Source organism: Salmonella sp. SJTUF15570 (assembly GCF_043357055.1).
Lineage (GTDB): Bacteria > Pseudomonadota > Gammaproteobacteria > Enterobacterales > Enterobacteriaceae > Salmonella > Salmonella enterica.
The window spans coordinates 409,443-425,312 of sequence record NZ_JBEUKJ010000001.1; the positions used below are offsets into that span (position 1 = coordinate 409,443).

Genomic DNA, 15,870 nt, shown 5'->3' on the forward strand with positions numbered 1-15,870 from the left:
ATAATCGAATTAATTCAAGTATCCGTTAATAATATCTAGTGGAAATGGCAAGATGGGGGGAAATAATCCCACTTTTAAAATGTGATAAAAATCACATTCTTAGTGCATCATTACGATCGGGGCTTTTATAAGGGCCTTATTTTGAATTTAGAAAATAAATATTTTATTATTCAATGAGATAAAAAACGCACCCAGTCAGAGGAGCCAAATTCCTGTTTTCAGGCATCTCAGCATGTCTCAATAGTATTTTGATTCAGAGAGTTAGCGTAGAAAACTGCCTCAGTGCATATTGATTTATCTCTCCGCATCGGGACAAATTGGTGGTCTGATTTGGGGTCATTTCAGTTCGATAAAGGAGTGACCACCACATGCCCCTTACTGACAGTAAAATCCGCGCTACTAAACCTTCACCAACTCCCTTTAAACTGACCGCTTCTCACGGTCTGTATCTGCTTATCAATCCGGGCGGTTCCCGCCTCTGGTATCTCAAATATCATTTCGACCGAAAAGAATACTCGGCGCGGTGGATAAGAGAGCCTTGCAGACGCATATGAAAAACCTCCGGCGATGCCGGAGAAAAGATTTATGACTTGAGCTTAATCGGAGGGCTCGCGGTTCGCTGAGAAATGGAGCCCCTGCCATGACACTCACTACTAATACAGATGCTCCAGCCCATGAAAACCAGCAATGTGGCAGGATATTTAAAGGCCAGACCTGCCCGCGCTAATGTTGACCGGCATTCCGGAACGGCGCTCCAGCACCTCATTAACCCGCGAAGTATCAACGTTATCCCCTTTGATAAACGTGCGCAGCACTGGCGTAACGGGCAATGGAACTTTTTTGTCTGACTCAAATTCAGCACGGTTACGAGAAAGCGGTTCGTGTACTTCCAGCCAACGACTGCCATCCGGCTCTACCGAAAATTTAACGGGCCTGTCGATAATCTGAACGCGGGTTCCTACAGGAACATGGTCGAATAAATATTTAATATCGTCATTGCGTAAACGGATACAGCCCTGACTGACGCGAAGGCCAATGCCAAAGTTAGCATTAGTGCCATGGATGGCATATAACCTGCCGATATATATTGCGTATAGCCCCATAGGGTTATCCGGCCCCGCAGGCACCATCGCGGGCAGCGTTTTTCCCTCTTTAGCATATTCCCGACGCGTATTAGCCGTTGGCACCCAAACCGGGCCATCTTGTTTGCGTTCAACCGCAGTTACCCAGTTGCGCGGCGTTTCACGGCCAGCCTGACCAATACCAATGGGTAGCACCTCAACCGTATTCGTGCCTGCGGGATAATAATAAAGGCGCATCTCGGCGACGTTTACCACAATACCTTCACGAACGGTGTCAGGCAGAATCAACTGCTGCGGCACCACCAGTGTGGAACCAGACTGAGGTAAAAACACATCCACGCCGGGATTCGCTTCAAGCATATTACTCAGTCCCTGACCGTAGCGGGCGGCAAATGACTCTAAGGGCTGAGTATTGTTCTGCGGTACGGCGATTGTGACAGGCTGTCCTACCAGACGACTGCCTTCGGGCGGCAACGGATAGCTTATAGCCAGCGAGAAATGGCTTACCAACAAGACGAAAAACGGAAAAAAAGGTGTGATACGACGCATTATATCCCTTCCTTTGTCGCGGCAGGTGTGCGTTAAGTATAGCTTTTTTCTCACATGGCTGGTGTTGTGCGCCCGGGTTATGTTGCGTTTGCGTTCCCCTCCGGCAGGACAATATTACTGGCCGCTAACTCCCCCATATTGTGGAACATGGCGCACGCGGCTTCCACGATCGGCATCGCCAGCGCCGCGCCGCTTCCTTCACCTAACCGCATCGCCATATGCAAATAGGGTTCCATAGACAAATGCGCGAGCGCGATGCGGGCGCCCTTTTCCGCCGAAAAGTGCGACGGGATCAGATAAGGTCTCACGGCAGGCGCAATCTGACAGGCCGCCAGCGCTGCCGAGTAGGAAAGAAAACCATCCAGCAATACGGGTAAGCCACACCTTGCCGCGCCAAGCATCACGCCGGTCATCCCGACCAGATCGAAACCACCCACCTTCGACAACACATCAATGCCATCGCGCGGATTGGGCTGATTAATCGCAATCGCCCGCCGCACGACGTCCACTTTATTATCGATGCGGGAAGGCGGAAGATTCGCGCCAATCCCCACCACCTCTTTTGCATCACTTCCTGTAAAAACGCTGACCATCGCGGCGGCTGGCGTAGTGTTCGCCATTCCCAGCTCCCCTACGCCAAATAAGGTCACGCCGCGTTGCGCCAGGTCGCAGGTGTAGCGGGAAACCTCCAGCAAAAGCGCCTCAGCCTGCGAGCGACTCATCGCCGGGCCAACGGCAATATTTCCGCAGCCGCGCGCGACGCGCATATCAACTACGCCAGGAATAGGTTCGGCATCAATACCGACATCAATGACATGCACCTTCGCACCGGCCTGAGCGGCAAGCACACATACGCCGGTTGTTCCCCGCGTCATATTCGCCGCCTGAATCGCCGTCACGATTTTGGGCGAAACCGCTACGCCTTCATCCCAGACGCCATGGTCGGCGCACATCACCAGTACCGCCTTTTCACCTACCTGCGGCGTACCGTTAAGACCCGGCATTCCCGCGAGCTGAACGGCTAAGGTTTCCAGTCTGCCCAGGCTGCCCGGCGGTTTGAGCAGCCCGTCAATATGTTGCTGCGCACGCGCCATCGCCTCGGCGTCCGGCGCAGGAATGTCACGGAGTAAAGCGTGTAGTGTCTGCATAAGATGTCTCGTCCGTAATAATCGGCTCATAACAGAGCCAGCAGAAAGATCAATTCGCCAAGTTCGATCGCCGCGCCCAGCGTATCGCCGGTTTGACCGCCAAGCGTACGTTTAAGCAACTGGCCAAGGATGAAAATCGCCGCGCATGTGACCACCATTGCGGCCAGTCCTTGCATACCAGGCAGTAATACCGTGGCGATGATTATCGCCAATCCCAGAGTAATGCAGGTTTGCCGTCCGCTGACTTTACCGATAAATACATTGCCAAGCCCCTCTTCACGGGCGTAGCGATGACGGTACATCAATAAAACGGCGCTGCCGCGCCCAGCCGCACAGGCTGCTGCCAGCGCCGCCAACATTGGCGTTCCACGTAACGCCAGTTCGCTGACCACCAGAATTTTTGCCAGTAGCACAAAAATAAGCGCCAGCCCGCCATGGGTTCCCAGACGACTATCACGCATAATCTCCAGCATTCGCTCACGGCGGCGCGCGGAAAAAATACCATCGCAGGTATCGGCCAACCCATCCAGGTGAAAACCACCGGTCAGCAGCGCCAGCGCCAGAATACAGAACAACGCCGCTAGCGGAATACCGCACCAGGATTGCAGGAGGATGAAAATCAGGCCGCTTACGCCCCCCAGAATCAACCCGATAAAGGGAAACATCACGATCCCACGCGAATACTGCTCGAAATCCAGTCCCTGCGACCAGCGTGACGGCACGGGCAAGCGGCTAATAAAAGCGAGCATGGCCCAAAACAGCTTACTCATTTAATTTTGACTCCAATACCTGAGACTACCAGCCAGACCTCATCCGCCGCTGCCGCCAGTCGTTGGTTGGCCCGACCGGCAATATCACGAAAATGGCGCGCCAGACGGTTTTCCGGGACGATCCCCATTCCCACCTCATTTGTCACCAGTACCACTTTCGCCGGGCAGCGCTGGCAGGCTGCAATTAAAATCTGAATTTCATCGTCAATGGCGCGCTCCATCGCCGCATAATCCCACTGCTCGGGATCGTTTTCGCCTCCCAGCGCAAACAGCAGATTCGTCACCATGGTGGTAATACATTCCAGCAAAATCGCGTCGTCAGGGGCAAGATCCGCGGTAATCAACGTATCAAGATGCCGCCAGCATTCTGCGGTCCGCCAGTGTGCCGGCCTGCCATCTTTATGATGCTGAATTCTCGCCGCCATCTCGTCATCAAGAATCTGCGAGGTGGCGATATACAGTACCTGCGGCGCATCGCCAATTAAGGCTTCAGCATGACGGCTTTTACCACTACGCGCCCCGCCCGTCACCAGAATCATCATACCGGCTCCTGATGTTGTTGCATGATGGTATAAATTTTATCAATATCAATATGTTGCCGCATCGCTTCCGCCAGCAGATCAAATTGCCGCGCTTTATGCTCCGCATAACAAAAAGTCGTTTCCCACGGCGCAAGTCCTTTTCGCGCCCGTAACCCATTGACCACCGCACGGGTAAACGCATCGCTGTCAAACAGGCCGTGAAGGTAAGTGCCAAACGCCAGTCCGTCGGCGGTGACCGCGCCATCCGCCACAGAGCATCCATTTTTCTGTAACGTCATGGCCGTACAGCATCCTTCCTGTAGCACCGTTTCCCCCATGTGAATTTCATAACCGCGTACCGGTAGCCCCGCCGCGGCAGCCAGCCAGCCGGGCAGCTCGCCTGACATTGTCGCGTTAACCTGCGTCGTGGTTTTATCCTGTGCAAAGCGAGTGATCGTATTAAGCAGCCCCAGGCCCGGCTGCGTACCCAGCCCCGACTCCACCTCATCCACAATGGTGTCGCCCAGCATCTGGTAGCCGCCGCAAATTCCCATCACCGGCACGCCCTGCCGATGTGTCTGCAATACCGCATCCGCCATCCCGCTTTCGCGCAGCCAGGCGAGGTCGCTCAGCGTATTCTTACTGCCCGGCAGGATCACCAGATCAACGTCAGTCAACGCTTCCGGGCGGCGAATATAGCGTATGCGCACATCCGGCTGCGCCGCCAGAGCGTTAAAATCCGTAAAGTTAGAAATATGTGGCAGTTGCACAATGGCAATAGTGATATCACGGGGGGCGTTACCGCGATATTTATCGTTTTGCAGCGCGACGCCATCTTCATCTTCCAGATCCACATCCAGCCACGGCATCACCCCCAGAACCGGGACGCCGGTAAGCGATTCGATTTGTTCGATACCGGAATAGAGTAGCGCCACGTCGCCGCGGAATTTGTTGATAATGACGCCCTTTACTCTGTCACGCTCCTGTTTATGCAGCAGCGCCAGCGTGCCATAAATAGCGGCGAATACGCCGCCCCGGTCGATATCCGCCACCAGAATAACCGGACACTGGGCCATTTCCGCCATTCCCATATTGACGATATCGCGATCGCGCAGATTGATTTCCGCCGGGCTTCCGGCGCCTTCCAGCACAATAACGTCATATTCCTGCGCCAGGCTGTTATAGACCGCAAGGATTTGCTCACGCAAACGCGGTTTATAGTCATGGTAACTAACCGCATCCATATTGGTCGCCACTTTCCCCATCAGCACGACCTGCGCCTGGCGATCGCTGGTCGGTTTGAGCAGCACCGGGTTCATACGCACATCTGGCGTGATCCCCGCGGCTTCCGCCTGAAAAATTTGCGCCCGCCCCATCTCTTTACCATCCGGCGTAATACCAGAATTAAGCGCCATATTTTGCGATTTAAACGGCGCGGTACGCAGACCATCCTGATAAAAAATGCGGCATAAACCCGCCGCCAGCACACTTTTGCCGACGTCGGATGCCGTCCCCTGCAACATAACTGCCTGCGTCATGACGCCTCCCTGAATGCGCACTTTTGCATTCGATGAAAAAACTCCGTTTCTGTTTTACACAGCGGCAGTCCCAGTTGAGTATGAAGTTTGACCAGCCAGGGCTGGGTTAGCCCCGCTTGTTCCATCGCTTCCGTACACGCGAAAACCTCGCCAGGCACGCCATGCGTCAGGATCTGGCCCTGGCGTAATACGTATACGGCATCGCTAATTTCATAAATAAGATCGATATCATGGCTGGAGATAATGACATGATTGCCCTGCGCCACAATCCGCCTGATGATAGCAATCATCTGAGTGCGCCCTGCGGGATCGAGACCAGCAGTGGGTTCATCCAGCAATAGATAGCGCGCCTGTAGCACCAGCGCTCCGGCGATAGCCACACGTTTTTTTTGCCCATGACTCAAACACTGAATGGGCTGATGGCGAAAATGTTGGGCGTCAACCAGCGTTAGCGCCTCGTCGACGCGGCGCGTGATTTCCGCCTCCGGCACCCCCAAATTACGTAAACTAAATGCAATATCGCTATCGATATCAGTATAAAAAATCTGCTGTTCAGGGTCCTGAAAAACCGTCGCAACTTGCTGGCGCAGCGCCAGTAGTCCGCGCTTGCTGTAATCCAGCGGTTTTCCCTGCCACAACACGGCCCCTTTTTGCGGACGCAACAAGCCGCTCAGGTTCATAAAAAGCGTAGACTTCCCACAGCCGTTCGCGCCCACCAAACCGGTAACAGGCGAAAGCGAAAAATCCAGATTTAACCCTTTAAGTACCGGCTCATTCTGATAACGAAACCACAGGTCTGAAGTGGCAAGCATAATAGTCCTTACAGGTGAAAATCACCCTGATACAGTTTGATATCCAGCGTGGTGGTCATTTGCTGATAACGCATTAACACCCGCGTAAACAGGAGTCCAGCCAGCATCGCCAGAGATCGATAGCCGTTCGGCAGGCTGCAATAACCAAAACGCAGCGTTTGCGCACGACGGATTGCCACCGCCTCATCCAGAAGAATAAAGAGAAAGCGCCACGTTAACAGGATTTGCTCGGTAAGCAGGCGTGGAATATGCGCGCGCTTAAGCAAGCTAATTAACTGCGGAAACGGTAGGTTCATCACCAGCCACAACGTCGCGGACAGCGCCGTCAGGCTACGCCAGAACGTTTCATTCGCCGTAACCACGCCCGCACGGGTAATCCCGATCCAGTACGGCCCAACAGATATGCCAGCCAGCAGCATTTGCGGCTCGCGGCTGATGCTGAAGATAATCGTTATCACGCCGACCAACAAAAATCCAAAAGGTATCGCCATCCATCGACACCAGCGCCAGAGGGATATGCGCAATAGCCAACAGCTCAATCCGGCAATGATCAGCAGCTCAATGCCCTGCCCTACAGGCGGCAGAACAAACGCCAGTATCATCATCGCCAGCCACAGCAAAAACTTGCGCTGCGGCGCAACGTGTGCCCAGCGGCTTTGATAGCTGAGTCGATCAAGCCCGGTCATCACGGCGTTGTTTACCTTTGCAATACCCCAGGATATAAAAAATCACCGCCGCGCCAAGAGAGCCCTGAAGGGTAAACAGCAGGCTTTCAATTTCACCGCTGGCAGGTTCATATAACGGCTGAAACCAGGGTTTATACTGCGGCGCAATAGCCTGAATCTGGCTTTCCGCTTCGCCGTCTGAACCGCCATATTCACCGCCATGGTTAATAAAAAACGGCAGAATCACCAGCGCCACCACCATCGCTAACAACATCAACGTTTTTTTCATTTTAATGTCCTTGTACGGTAATCACTTGCCGTTTGGTTAACTGGTCATAAATCATGACGGTTAATAAACCTTCGGCAATGGCGACAGGAATCTGTGTGAGGCAGAAAATCCCCATAAACTTCACAACAGACCCTGTCGCTCCGGCATGGGGATCGGGAAACGCAACGCCAAGCTGGACTGAAGTCACAAAATAGGTCGCCAAATCCGCCAGCATCGCGCACAGAAAAACGGCGACATCACGGCGCAGTCCGGCACGGCAGGCCATTTTCCACACCAGATAACCGACAACCGGGCCAATCACCGCCATCGACATTCCATTTGCGCCAAGCGTCGTCAGGCCGCCGTGCGCCAGCAATAGCGCCTGAAACAACAGCACAACCGCGCCGAGAATCGCCACCACCCCGGGCCCGAACAAGATAACCGCCAGACCAACGCCGGTCGGATGTGAACAACTCCCCGTTACCGACGGAATTTTGAGCGCGGACAGGACAAAAATAAACGCGCCGCACAGCGCCAGCAGTACCTTCTGATGATTATCCTCCTGCACAATACGCCGTAAGCGCACCAGCCCATACCACAAGCAGGGTAAAAACAGTAACCACCAAGCCAGCGCCCACACTGGCGGTAAAAAGCCCTCCATGATATGCATCGCAAACGCCTGTTGCGGGACAACCATCAGCAATAGCGCTGCAGCCAGTCCACTGAAAGACAACTGTCGAAGCTGCTGTTCAAGTTTCATTCTGCATACTCCCACTGTTTATTGACCAGAATGGTCGAAAAATAGGGCAACGGTCGATCATCGTTGACCTCGTGGAGATGGCGCCAGCACTGCTCGCCGGGCAGCGTGGCCTCGGACATCATTAAGGCGCATTCCAGCAGGCCAGCCTGCGCCAGCAACGCTTTAATACGAGCGAACCGGCCATACACTTTCATCAGCACCAGGCTATCATGCTGTTGTAGCGCCTGGGCTATTTCCGCTTCCGGCGCGGTACAAGAAATAACCGCCAGCGATTGCCGTTCTATGGCGAGCGGCATTTTCGCGCGGGCGGCTATCGCGGCGAAGGACGTGACGCCGGGGACAATCTCCAGCCACTCCGGGCAGCCGATTCGCTGGAGTAAAAAAATCCAGGTACTGAATAGCATCGCATCGCCCAGGGTAATAAAACCGACCTGTTTACCCGCTTCCACCTCTGCAGTAAGCGCGGCGGCAACCTCGTTCCAGACCGCTTCTTTCTCGGCGCCGTCAGCGCTCATAGGGAAATGGCAACAACGTACTTCCGTCTGCTCGCCGAGATAGTCGCGCACAATCGACAGCGCCAGACTATCGCCCCCCTTACGACCGGCGGGCGCATACAGAATGTCCAGCGAGCCAAGAATCCGCGCTGCGCGGACGGTTATCAGGTCGGGCGCGCCTGGCCCGGTACTTAATGCGTATAATTTACCGTTCATGCCGCCTCCTCTACCGCCATGTTCAGCGCCTGGTGCAAATGCGCGACAAACATCGCCCGGATAGCCGGGTTTTCTCCCAGCCCGCTCAGCCACGGCGTCGCCGGAATGCCCGCCGCGTTAAAGCGCATTTTCCATGAGTCGCCGTCGTCTGAAGCCATATCATTAATGGCGTGATCGCCCGCCACCAGCATTAATGGCATCAAATGTACGCCGGTGACGCCTTCGTCACGCAGGCTGTCGATCAGGATGTCGACCTCCGGGTAGCTTTCTACGGCGCCGACGCGCGCCGGGAAGCGCTGCGCGGTCATCATATGATCGAGACAGGCATAAGCTGCGAATGCGTGATGGCTGGCGCCGTGGCCCATAAAAACGACTTTCTCCGTTTGTCTGAGCGATGGCATCTGTTGTCGCAACGCCTGCATTAGCTGCACATAATCGTTATGGCTGCTCAGCAGCGGTACGCCCAGCGCCAGGCGAGTGAATAACGGACGCAAGAGTTGTACTTCACGGACAATTTTTTCATATTCGTCGCCGTTAATAATGTGCAACGACTGAATCGCCACGTCCTGATATCCCTGTGCGGCAAGCTTTTGCAAAGCCTGTAATGGCGTATCGATGTCGATACCGTCACGCTGGCGAAGCTTGCGAATGATCATTCCGGAAGTGAAGGCGCGAAACAGGTCGCGATCGGGACAGGACGCCGCCAGATCACGTTCGCACGCCACAATGTTTTTTTCACAGGTGTCGTGATAGCTGGTGCCAAAACTGACTACCAGAAGCGCTTTTTTCATTTTTACTCCTTAGCTGTGGCCAGCCAGCGCGATAAACGCTGCGCAAAGGCGGCCTGGCTTTCCAGTAACTCATCACCCGTCACAAGCGGCGTCGGGCGCGCAATAACGATGCAGGGAATGCCCGCATCCAGACAGGGCTGAACTTTTTCCTGATATCCCCCCTCCGCGCCGGACGCTTTGGTAATGACTACGTCGGCCCGGCACTGGTGGTAAAACGCGGCGTTAAAATCAGCGCTGAACGGCCCACACAGTGCGAAAATTTCTCCAACGCCGAACCCCAGTTCGCTGCAGCGTTGAATCACCTCCGCCACGGGCAGTACGCGCGCCAGCAACGTTTTTTCCGCCAGCCCGGCACGCCAGGCGGCCAGATCTTTACTACCGGTCGTCAGTAACACGCGCGGACCAAAACGCCTCGCTATCTCGCAGGCATCGGCAATACTGCGCGCCGTATAGAGAAGCGGATGCGTCAGATTGCTAAGCTGCTCCGGACGCTGATAACGACTTAACAACACGCCCGCCGTTTCACAGGCGCGAAGGAGGTTATGGCTGACCATTTCTGCATAAGGATGCGATGCATCTATTACCCAACGAGTACGGTTTTCTTTTAGCCAGGCGACCATCTGCCCGTACTCCAGACGACCACAGCGCACCTGCCCTTTAATGTCGCCCGCCAGCGTTTTTCCGGCTGGCGTCGCCACGGATAAGGTGTACGCGACGTTCGCCGCATCCAGTTGTCGGCATAACGCGCGCGCATCGCTGGTGCCGCCCACCACCAGCACCTCCCCCTCATTCACAACGTGTAACCTCGCGGCGTTATCATCAGCCCATCCTGAACATAGGTCGTTTTATTACCAACGATGACCAGACTGGTCATATCTACCGGTTCAAAATCCATATCGCCGAGCGTAGTCAGCCATTTTTCCTCTTTCTTACGTCCGGCGGATTTCACCACGCCAACCGGCGTTTGCGCGCTTTTACTGGCGGCAAGCAGGTCAAACGCGCGCGCCAGATGCCCTTCGCGCCCGCGGCTGCGCGGGTTGTAAAAACAGATAACAAAGTCTGCCTCTCCGGCGGCAACGATGCGTTTTTCAATCACCGGCCACGGGGTCAGCAGGTCGCTGAGGCTGATATGACAGAAGTCATGCATCAACGGCGCGCCCAGTAAAGAGGCGGCGGCGATGCTGGCGGTCATGCCAGGAATGAGCCGCACCTCGACGTCCAGTTTTTGCTTGCCGACCAGTTCCAGCACCAGACCCGCCATGCCGTAAATTCCCGCATCCCCGCTGCTGATGAGCGCTACGTTATGCCCGGCCTGCGCCAGTTCAATAGCCGCCTGGCAGCGTTCAATTTCCTTACACATGCCGGTCTTGATCACCTGTTTGTCGCCGGTGAATGCTTTAACCAGATGGGTATAGGTTTTGTAGCCCACGACGATTTCCGCCGCCTGAAGCGCCTCAATCGCCTCCATCGTCATCATTGCCTGCGAACCGGGGCCAATACCAATTACGCTCAACATCAGTGTGCAACTCCCAAAGTAATAGTGACGCCCTGTTCTCGCAGGGTCTCGCCTAACAATTTTCCCTGGCTTAATAACCACGCAGCCGGGCCGGATACGCTGCCAACGCCCACCGTTTTTCTGACGAAGCCAGAACCGGGAAAATGGTGTTCGAATTCGCGCAACGCTTCGGCGGTAAAGGTTTTAAAAGGCACGCGGCAGCAGGAGGCGAGCTGAATAAGCCCCGGCTCCCCTTTTTTGAGCGTGACGCTGCCAATCGCTTTTAACGCCAGCGGATCGAGTTTCTGCGCTTCAAGCTGGCGCGCCAGTAATGTCGCTAACAGGGGAAATGGCGTATCGCGGCGACAGCCAATTCCCGCCACCACGCGCTGGGGCACCAGTTTCCAGTGCAGTACGGGAAGCTCAGGGAGGTCATTACGCAAAGAGACGCAGATAAGCGCATCCAGTTCAGGCAACCGCTGCAAATCATCAACAGGGATAAAACCGCGAATATCACACTGGCCGATCTCTTCCGTTAGTTCCGCATCCCACCATAACCCCACACGTTGATGACTGACCAACATCTGGTTAACGGTTTTTACCGCCGTTCGAAGATCGGACATGCGGGCGTTAAGCTGGAAAGCTAAGGTGTCCAACGCGGACATCTCATTGACATCCGTTGCCGTGGTAATCACCGGATCGGCGCCTAACATTCCTGCCAGGTAGCGCGTCAAGGCATTGGCCCCGCCCGCATGACCGGAAAGCAGGCTAATGACATGCTGACCACGTTCATCAATGACGACCACCGCCGGATCGCTGAACTTGTCGTTCACTAACGGCGCCAGGACACGAACGGCAATGCCGGTCGCGCCGATAAAAATAAGCGCGGTATAAGTGGTAAAAGCCTGCCGGGCGGTATTAGCGAATCCGCCATCGAAGGGAATAAATCCCTCTTCCCGCAGTTTTTCACTGGTAAAGCAGGTTAACGGCAGCATCGCGGCGAGTCTTTTTGCCAACGCCACGCCGCCGGGCGTCAGGCAAAACAACGCAATGGATTCAGGCTTTACGGTATTCATGGCTAAAGTCCGCTGCATAAAGTCTTGAGTAGTGATACTCCTTACCCAGAAAATTCCCGACCAGGATTAGCGCCGTCTTACGGATGCCAGCATCACGTACTTTGTCGCTAATATCCGCTAACGTGCCGCGAACGGTCTGACTTTCCGGCCAGGTAGCCTTATAGATGACCGCGACAGGCGTAGCTGCCGGATAACCGCCGGCAATGAGACGTTCCGCCACCCGATGAATACGCTGAACGGAGAGATAAATCGCCATCGACGTCTGGTGACTGGCGAACGCCTCCAGTTGTTCGCGCGCCGGTACTGGCGTACGCCCTTCCAGACGGGTAATAATGAGACTCTGCGATACCTCCGGTACGGTATATTCCACACCCAACTCCGCCGCAGCGCCGAGAAACGCGCTGACGCCAGGCACTACCTGCCAATCAATACCACGGCGGGTTAACTCTTCGCCTTGCTCACGCACGGAGCCGTACAGCGAAACATCGCCCGTTTGCAACCGCACCACCGTTTTTCCCGCTTTCACGCCCGCCGCCATCAGCTCGATAATCTGCTCAAGATGCAGTTCGGCGCTGTCATAGCGTTCTGCCTGCGCGGGGCAGTAATCCAGCAGTTCGGTATTGATCAGCGAACCGGCATAGATAACTACCTGCGCCTGTTGCAGCAGGCGGTAGCCTTTAAGCGTGATCAGCTCGCGATCGCCCGGCCCGGCGCCGACGAACCATACACAGCGTGGATCAAATGTCTCTGACATGGTTTTCTTCCTTCTGACAGGCGATAACAAAAACAGGATTGTTCGGTTTGAAATAGTGTCCCGCCCCCAGCGGCGTTAACGATGAAAGCTGAAGCTGTACACAGTCCATTCGACATGCGCCGATGAGCTCAAGATGCGCCAGCGCACTATGAAGGTTTTCCTGCAAGATAAAGGTCATCACCAGACGGCCACCGGGATGCAGATGACCCATCGCCCAGTCAATCAGCGCCGTCAGATGCCCGCCGCTGCCGCCCATAAACACCGCATCGGCTTTCCCGGTTATGGTCATTGGCGCTTCGCCGGGGAGAATATCGATATTGCCGCAGGCAAAGCGCTGACGATTCTCATCAAGCAGCCTTAGCGCGGCAGGATTACGCTCGATAGCCGTCACCTGCAACGAAGGAAACTGCAGCGCCGCTTCAATTGAGACGCTTCCCGTTCCCGCCCCGACGTCAATCAGGTGACTGGCGCGGTGGAGCTCAAGTTTCGACAGTGCCAGCGCCCGTACTGCCTCTTTGGTCATTGGCACGTTCTCGCCGCGCAGAAAAAGCTCATCTTTCATCCAGGATCACCACTGCATTCATTTCATAGTCGGCGTTGACCGCACTGACGGGTAGCCAGTGGATCCGCTCATTTTCCATCGCCAGATTTTCACCAATCACCATTAAGCGATGCCCTTTACCGCGCGCGACCAGCTCCCGCGCGATTTCTCGCGGCCCGCAGCGGGCATCCGTGACCATCGCCACTTTGCGATGGTTCGCCAACTGCTCGAAGCTGACGCAACGACCGTGGCTACTGGTCAACCACATGTCATTCATATCAATCCCAGCCTGTGCGCACAGATACTGTACGGCGCTGATGCCAGGGATAATGCGAACCTGTTCGATACCAAAATGCGCCACCAGGCGTGTACCGATGCCATAAAACAGCGGATCGCCGGAGGCCAGCACCACGATCCCTTTATCCCAACGGGCGGCAATCCAGGACAACAACGCGCCAATATCCGCGCCCAGCGTAAATCGTTCACCGCCAAACGCCGGAAACTGCGCCAAATGGCGTTTACCGCCTGCCAGCGCATCGGCGTGGTCTATCGCTTCCAGCGCCGCAGGCGTCATCAAATGCCGTCCAGCGGGCCCCATTCCCACGACCGTTAGCATTGCAGCTCCTTAGCAATCTCGTCGACGGGACGATTACTGCCGAGAATATGGTTATCAAAAGAAAACAGGATGGCGTCGCAGACAGGCGGCGTTTTGGTAAAACGCAGCATCTGCATGACTCGCAAACAAATACGCCTGGCAAGATGGTTATAGATATGCCCGAAGCCATATGCTTCAATGTGCTCCATTGCCGCTTCGGTGGTATCGCAATCGCTGACCAGGGTGAGTAACTCCAGCGGCGCGCCCAGTAAAGCTAAATGCGCGACCAGCGTTTCCATGCGCGCATCGGCAATATGGCTATGGGTATGAAAGATCCCGGCGGCGATTTTGATCAGTTTTCCAGGATGCCCCACCAGCACTATCTGGCAAAATCCCAGCCGTACCGCCTCTTCAATCATGTAGCCGACAAAATTGCTCATGGTGACGACTGCCTGTGTGTCGACGCCCATTTGTTCGCGAACAAACCGTTCGCCGTGGTTGCCCGGCACGAGTATCACCCGCGTTAATCCTGACGCCCGTTTGATCTCCAGTTCCAGCGATAGCGAGCGTTTCCAGCTTTCTTCCGACATCGGCGTCACAATGCCGGTAGTGCCAATAATGGAAATGCCGCCAAGAATGCCAAGCCGCGAGTTATACGTTTTTTGCGCCCGCGCTTCGCCTTCCGGGGCAAAAATCTCCACATCGGCCCCACGCGCCGGGCCTATCGCTTCGCGCACTGCAGACTCAATGGTATGGCGCGGCGTACGATTGATGGCGGCGCTCCCGAGCGGCAATCCAATCCCTTTACGCGTTACCGTACCAATACCTTCGCCGCCAGTGAGCGTAATCTCACCGCTGTCGTTGAGCGTAACGCGGGCAAAAATCAGCATTCCGTGCGTGGCATCCACGTCATCGCCGCCATCTTTACGAATTGCGGCTATCGCCTGCTGGCCTTCAATGTGCGGCGACTCCACGTTCAGGCATAGCGTGACGCCCGACGGCGTGACGATGGAGACCTGATGAATCAGATGTTGACGCAATACCATCAGCGCGGCGACTTTTGCCGCCGCCGTCGCGCAGGAACCGGTGGTATATCCTTTACGTAACGCTTTACCGTGGCGCCAGACCGGCGCGTCAAAAGAAAGCTCGCTCATCAGGCCTCCCGGAGGTGATAGAGCAGCGCATTGACGATAGCGGCAGCCACGTTACTGCCGCCTTTACGCCCTAACGCGGCAACCGCGGGGAAATGGCTATGGGTGAGCGCCTCTTTGGACTCCGCCGCGCCGACAAAGCCTACCGGTACGCCCACCACGCCGCTCACCGTCACGTTATGTTCAAGCAAACGGAACAGGGCCGTCGGCGCATTACCGAAAACAAAGAGCTTGTTTTTCTCCTCCTCGGCGATAGCAATATCGACGGCGGCCATTGAACGGGTAATCCCCTGCATTTTTGCGGCGCGCACCACGCGCGGATCGCTGATATAACAGCGACACTCGCCGCCAAACGTCGCCAGTAATCTTTTATTAATGCCGGACAGCGCCATCGTGGTATCGGTATAAATAATGCACGGTTGGCGTAGCGCATCACAAAGCTGCTCCAGCGCATCGGCAGAGAACCACAAAATGTCCAGCCAGTCGAAATCGGCGGTGGTATGAATAACCCGCTTGATAATGGCCTCATGGAGCGGACTGGCGAAACGGTAATCAGGACGCGTTTCGCGAATAATGTCGCTAATAATGGTGAAACTGTTGGCCTCAATGGTTTGGGGCTGCTGGATATAATGCATACTGTCGTC

General features: G+C 55.3%; 20 protein-coding genes. 1 reads left to right on the forward strand and 19 read right to left on the reverse strand.

Annotation, left to right across the window (positions count from 1 at the left end; genetic code table 11):
- Nucleotides 1-368: 368 nt before the first annotated feature.
- Entirely contained in the window at nt 369-554 is a 186-nt protein-coding gene (locus tag ABVN44_RS02190; protein ID WP_023231728.1) for an Arm DNA-binding domain-containing protein, read from the forward strand.
- Between the two features lie 147 nt (nt 555-701).
- Here ABVN44_RS02190 and ldtA read toward each other — a convergent pair whose 3' ends face one another.
- The 19 genes from ldtA to ABVN44_RS02285 all read right to left on the reverse strand — a co-directional run bounded on the left by ldtA (nt 702) and on the right by ABVN44_RS02285 (nt 15,861).
- Nucleotides 702-1,631, reverse strand: a complete 930-nt coding sequence (ldtA, locus tag ABVN44_RS02195) for a L,D-transpeptidase (protein ID WP_023195176.1) — start codon at nt 1,629-1,631, stop codon at nt 702-704.
- Between the two features lie 77 nt (nt 1,632-1,708).
- Entirely contained in the window at nt 1,709-2,779 is a 1,071-nt protein-coding gene (gene cobT / locus ABVN44_RS02200; RefSeq protein ID WP_001193976.1) for a nicotinate-nucleotide--dimethylbenzimidazole phosphoribosyltransferase, read from the reverse strand.
- Between the two features lie 26 nt (nt 2,780-2,805).
- Complete coding sequence (gene cobS / locus ABVN44_RS02205; RefSeq protein WP_000040003.1) at nt 2,806-3,549, reverse strand: adenosylcobinamide-GDP ribazoletransferase; 744 nt, start codon at nt 3,547-3,549, stop codon at nt 2,806-2,808.
- The gene (gene cobU, locus ABVN44_RS02210) at nt 3,546-4,091 is read right to left on the reverse strand and encodes a bifunctional adenosylcobinamide kinase/adenosylcobinamide-phosphate guanylyltransferase (protein ID WP_129339438.1); all 546 of its coding nucleotides are present in this window, start codon (nt 4,089-4,091) and stop codon (nt 3,546-3,548) included. Before cobU ends, cobS begins: the two co-directional genes overlap by 4 nt.
- A complete protein-coding gene (locus ABVN44_RS02215; protein ID WP_001528462.1) occupies nt 4,088-5,608 on the reverse strand; it encodes a cobyric acid synthase in 1,521 nt (506 codons plus the stop codon). The genes cobU and ABVN44_RS02215 overlap by 4 nt, the downstream gene beginning before the upstream one ends.
- Nucleotides 5,605-6,420, reverse strand: a complete 816-nt coding sequence (locus ABVN44_RS02220) for an energy-coupling factor ABC transporter ATP-binding protein (protein ID WP_048348870.1) — start codon at nt 6,418-6,420, stop codon at nt 5,605-5,607. The genes ABVN44_RS02215 and ABVN44_RS02220 overlap by 4 nt, the downstream gene beginning before the upstream one ends.
- An 8-nt stretch (nt 6,421-6,428) precedes the next feature.
- A complete protein-coding gene (locus tag ABVN44_RS02225) occupies nt 6,429-7,106 on the reverse strand; it encodes an energy-coupling factor ABC transporter transmembrane protein (RefSeq protein WP_000147137.1) in 678 nt (225 codons plus the stop codon).
- The gene (locus ABVN44_RS02230) at nt 7,093-7,374 is read right to left on the reverse strand and encodes an energy-coupling factor ABC transporter substrate-binding protein (RefSeq protein WP_000753212.1); all 282 of its coding nucleotides are present in this window, start codon (nt 7,372-7,374) and stop codon (nt 7,093-7,095) included. The genes ABVN44_RS02225 and ABVN44_RS02230 overlap by 14 nt, the downstream gene beginning before the upstream one ends.
- Before the next feature lies 1 nt (nt 7,375).
- Nucleotides 7,376-8,113 (reverse strand): cobalt ECF transporter S component CbiM, encoded by a 738-nt coding sequence (gene cbiM / locus ABVN44_RS02235; protein WP_000764336.1) that lies wholly within the window; start codon nt 8,111-8,113, stop codon nt 7,376-7,378.
- Nucleotides 8,110-8,823 (reverse strand): cobalt-factor II C(20)-methyltransferase, encoded by a 714-nt coding sequence (locus ABVN44_RS02240; protein ID WP_001013552.1) that lies wholly within the window; start codon nt 8,821-8,823, stop codon nt 8,110-8,112. Before ABVN44_RS02240 ends, cbiM begins: the two co-directional genes overlap by 4 nt.
- A complete protein-coding gene (locus tag ABVN44_RS02245) occupies nt 8,820-9,614 on the reverse strand; it encodes a sirohydrochlorin cobaltochelatase (protein WP_023231725.1) in 795 nt (264 codons plus the stop codon). The genes ABVN44_RS02240 and ABVN44_RS02245 overlap by 4 nt, the downstream gene beginning before the upstream one ends.
- A 2-nt stretch (nt 9,615-9,616) precedes the next feature.
- Entirely contained in the window at nt 9,617-10,408 is a 792-nt protein-coding gene (locus ABVN44_RS02250; protein ID WP_023231724.1) for a cobalt-precorrin-6A reductase, read from the reverse strand.
- Nucleotides 10,405-11,130, reverse strand: coding sequence for a precorrin-3B C(17)-methyltransferase (locus ABVN44_RS02255; RefSeq protein ID WP_000953637.1), 726 nt, complete (start codon nt 11,128-11,130; stop codon nt 10,405-10,407). The genes ABVN44_RS02250 and ABVN44_RS02255 overlap by 4 nt, the downstream gene beginning before the upstream one ends.
- Nucleotides 11,130-12,185, reverse strand: coding sequence for a cobalt-precorrin 5A hydrolase (gene cbiG / locus ABVN44_RS02260; protein ID WP_048348871.1), 1,056 nt, complete (start codon nt 12,183-12,185; stop codon nt 11,130-11,132). Before cbiG ends, ABVN44_RS02255 begins: the two co-directional genes overlap by 1 nt.
- Complete coding sequence (locus tag ABVN44_RS02265) at nt 12,166-12,939, reverse strand: cobalt-precorrin-4 methyltransferase (RefSeq protein ID WP_000004867.1); 774 nt, start codon at nt 12,937-12,939, stop codon at nt 12,166-12,168. The genes cbiG and ABVN44_RS02265 overlap by 20 nt, the downstream gene beginning before the upstream one ends.
- Nucleotides 12,923-13,501 carry a decarboxylating cobalt-precorrin-6B (C(15))-methyltransferase gene (locus ABVN44_RS02270; protein ID WP_023231721.1) on the reverse strand — a complete coding sequence of 193 codons (579 nt, stop codon included), beginning with the start codon at nt 13,499-13,501 and terminating at the stop codon, nt 12,923-12,925. Before ABVN44_RS02270 ends, ABVN44_RS02265 begins: the two co-directional genes overlap by 17 nt.
- Nucleotides 13,491-14,096, reverse strand: coding sequence for a cobalt-precorrin-7 (C(5))-methyltransferase (locus tag ABVN44_RS02275; RefSeq protein WP_000958841.1), 606 nt, complete (start codon nt 14,094-14,096; stop codon nt 13,491-13,493). The genes ABVN44_RS02270 and ABVN44_RS02275 overlap by 11 nt, the downstream gene beginning before the upstream one ends.
- Nucleotides 14,090-15,229: a cobalt-precorrin-5B (C(1))-methyltransferase CbiD gene (gene cbiD / locus ABVN44_RS02280; RefSeq protein WP_001292917.1), complete on the reverse strand. Its 1,140-nt coding sequence runs from the start codon at nt 15,227-15,229 to the stop codon at nt 14,090-14,092. The genes ABVN44_RS02275 and cbiD overlap by 7 nt, the downstream gene beginning before the upstream one ends.
- Nucleotides 15,229-15,861 carry a cobalt-precorrin-8 methylmutase gene (locus tag ABVN44_RS02285; protein ID WP_023214779.1) on the reverse strand — a complete coding sequence of 211 codons (633 nt, stop codon included), beginning with the start codon at nt 15,859-15,861 and terminating at the stop codon, nt 15,229-15,231. The genes cbiD and ABVN44_RS02285 overlap by 1 nt, the downstream gene beginning before the upstream one ends.
- Nucleotides 15,862-15,870: the final 9 nt, after the last annotated feature.

Excerpts from the sequence above, each read along its gene's own strand:
- ABVN44_RS02190 (WP_023231728.1), top strand. The coding sequence starts at position 369 with ATGCCCCTTACTGACAGTAAAATCCGCGCTACTAAACCTTCACCAACT.
- ldtA (WP_023195176.1), bottom strand. The coding sequence starts at position 1,631 with ATGCGTCGTATCACACCTTTTTTTCCGTTTTTCGTCTTGTTGGTAAGC.
- cobT (WP_001193976.1), bottom strand. The coding sequence starts at position 2,779 with ATGCAGACACTACACGCTTTACTCCGTGACATTCCTGCGCCGGACGCC.
- cobS (WP_000040003.1), bottom strand. The coding sequence starts at position 3,549 with ATGAGTAAGCTGTTTTGGGCCATGCTCGCTTTTATTAGCCGCTTGCCC.
- cobU (WP_129339438.1), bottom strand. The coding sequence starts at position 4,091 with ATGATGATTCTGGTGACGGGCGGGGCGCGTAGTGGTAAAAGCCGTCAT.
- ABVN44_RS02215 (WP_001528462.1), bottom strand. The coding sequence starts at position 5,608 with ATGACGCAGGCAGTTATGTTGCAGGGGACGGCATCCGACGTCGGCAAA.
- ABVN44_RS02220 (WP_048348870.1), bottom strand. The coding sequence starts at position 6,420 with ATGCTTGCCACTTCAGACCTGTGGTTTCGTTATCAGAATGAGCCGGTA.
- ABVN44_RS02225 (WP_000147137.1), bottom strand. The coding sequence starts at position 7,106 with ATGACCGGGCTTGATCGACTCAGCTATCAAAGCCGCTGGGCACACGTT.
- ABVN44_RS02230 (WP_000753212.1), bottom strand. The coding sequence starts at position 7,374 with ATGAAAAAAACGTTGATGTTGTTAGCGATGGTGGTGGCGCTGGTGATT.
- cbiM (WP_000764336.1), bottom strand. The coding sequence starts at position 8,113 with ATGAAACTTGAACAGCAGCTTCGACAGTTGTCTTTCAGTGGACTGGCT.
- ABVN44_RS02240 (WP_001013552.1), bottom strand. The coding sequence starts at position 8,823 with ATGAACGGTAAATTATACGCATTAAGTACCGGGCCAGGCGCGCCCGAC.
- ABVN44_RS02245 (WP_023231725.1), bottom strand. The coding sequence starts at position 9,614 with ATGAAAAAAGCGCTTCTGGTAGTCAGTTTTGGCACCAGCTATCACGAC.
- ABVN44_RS02255 (WP_000953637.1), bottom strand. The coding sequence starts at position 11,130 with ATGTTGAGCGTAATTGGTATTGGCCCCGGTTCGCAGGCAATGATGACG.
- cbiG (WP_048348871.1), bottom strand. The coding sequence starts at position 12,185 with ATGAATACCGTAAAGCCTGAATCCATTGCGTTGTTTTGCCTGACGCCC.
- ABVN44_RS02265 (WP_000004867.1), bottom strand. The coding sequence starts at position 12,939 with ATGTCAGAGACATTTGATCCACGCTGTGTATGGTTCGTCGGCGCCGGG.
- ABVN44_RS02270 (WP_023231721.1), bottom strand. The coding sequence starts at position 13,501 with ATGAAAGATGAGCTTTTTCTGCGCGGCGAGAACGTGCCAATGACCAAA.
- ABVN44_RS02275 (WP_000958841.1), bottom strand. The coding sequence starts at position 14,096 with ATGCTAACGGTCGTGGGAATGGGGCCCGCTGGACGGCATTTGATGACG.
- cbiD (WP_001292917.1), bottom strand. The coding sequence starts at position 15,229 with ATGAGCGAGCTTTCTTTTGACGCGCCGGTCTGGCGCCACGGTAAAGCG.
- ABVN44_RS02285 (WP_023214779.1), bottom strand. The coding sequence starts at position 15,861 with ATGCATTATATCCAGCAGCCCCAAACCATTGAGGCCAACAGTTTCACC.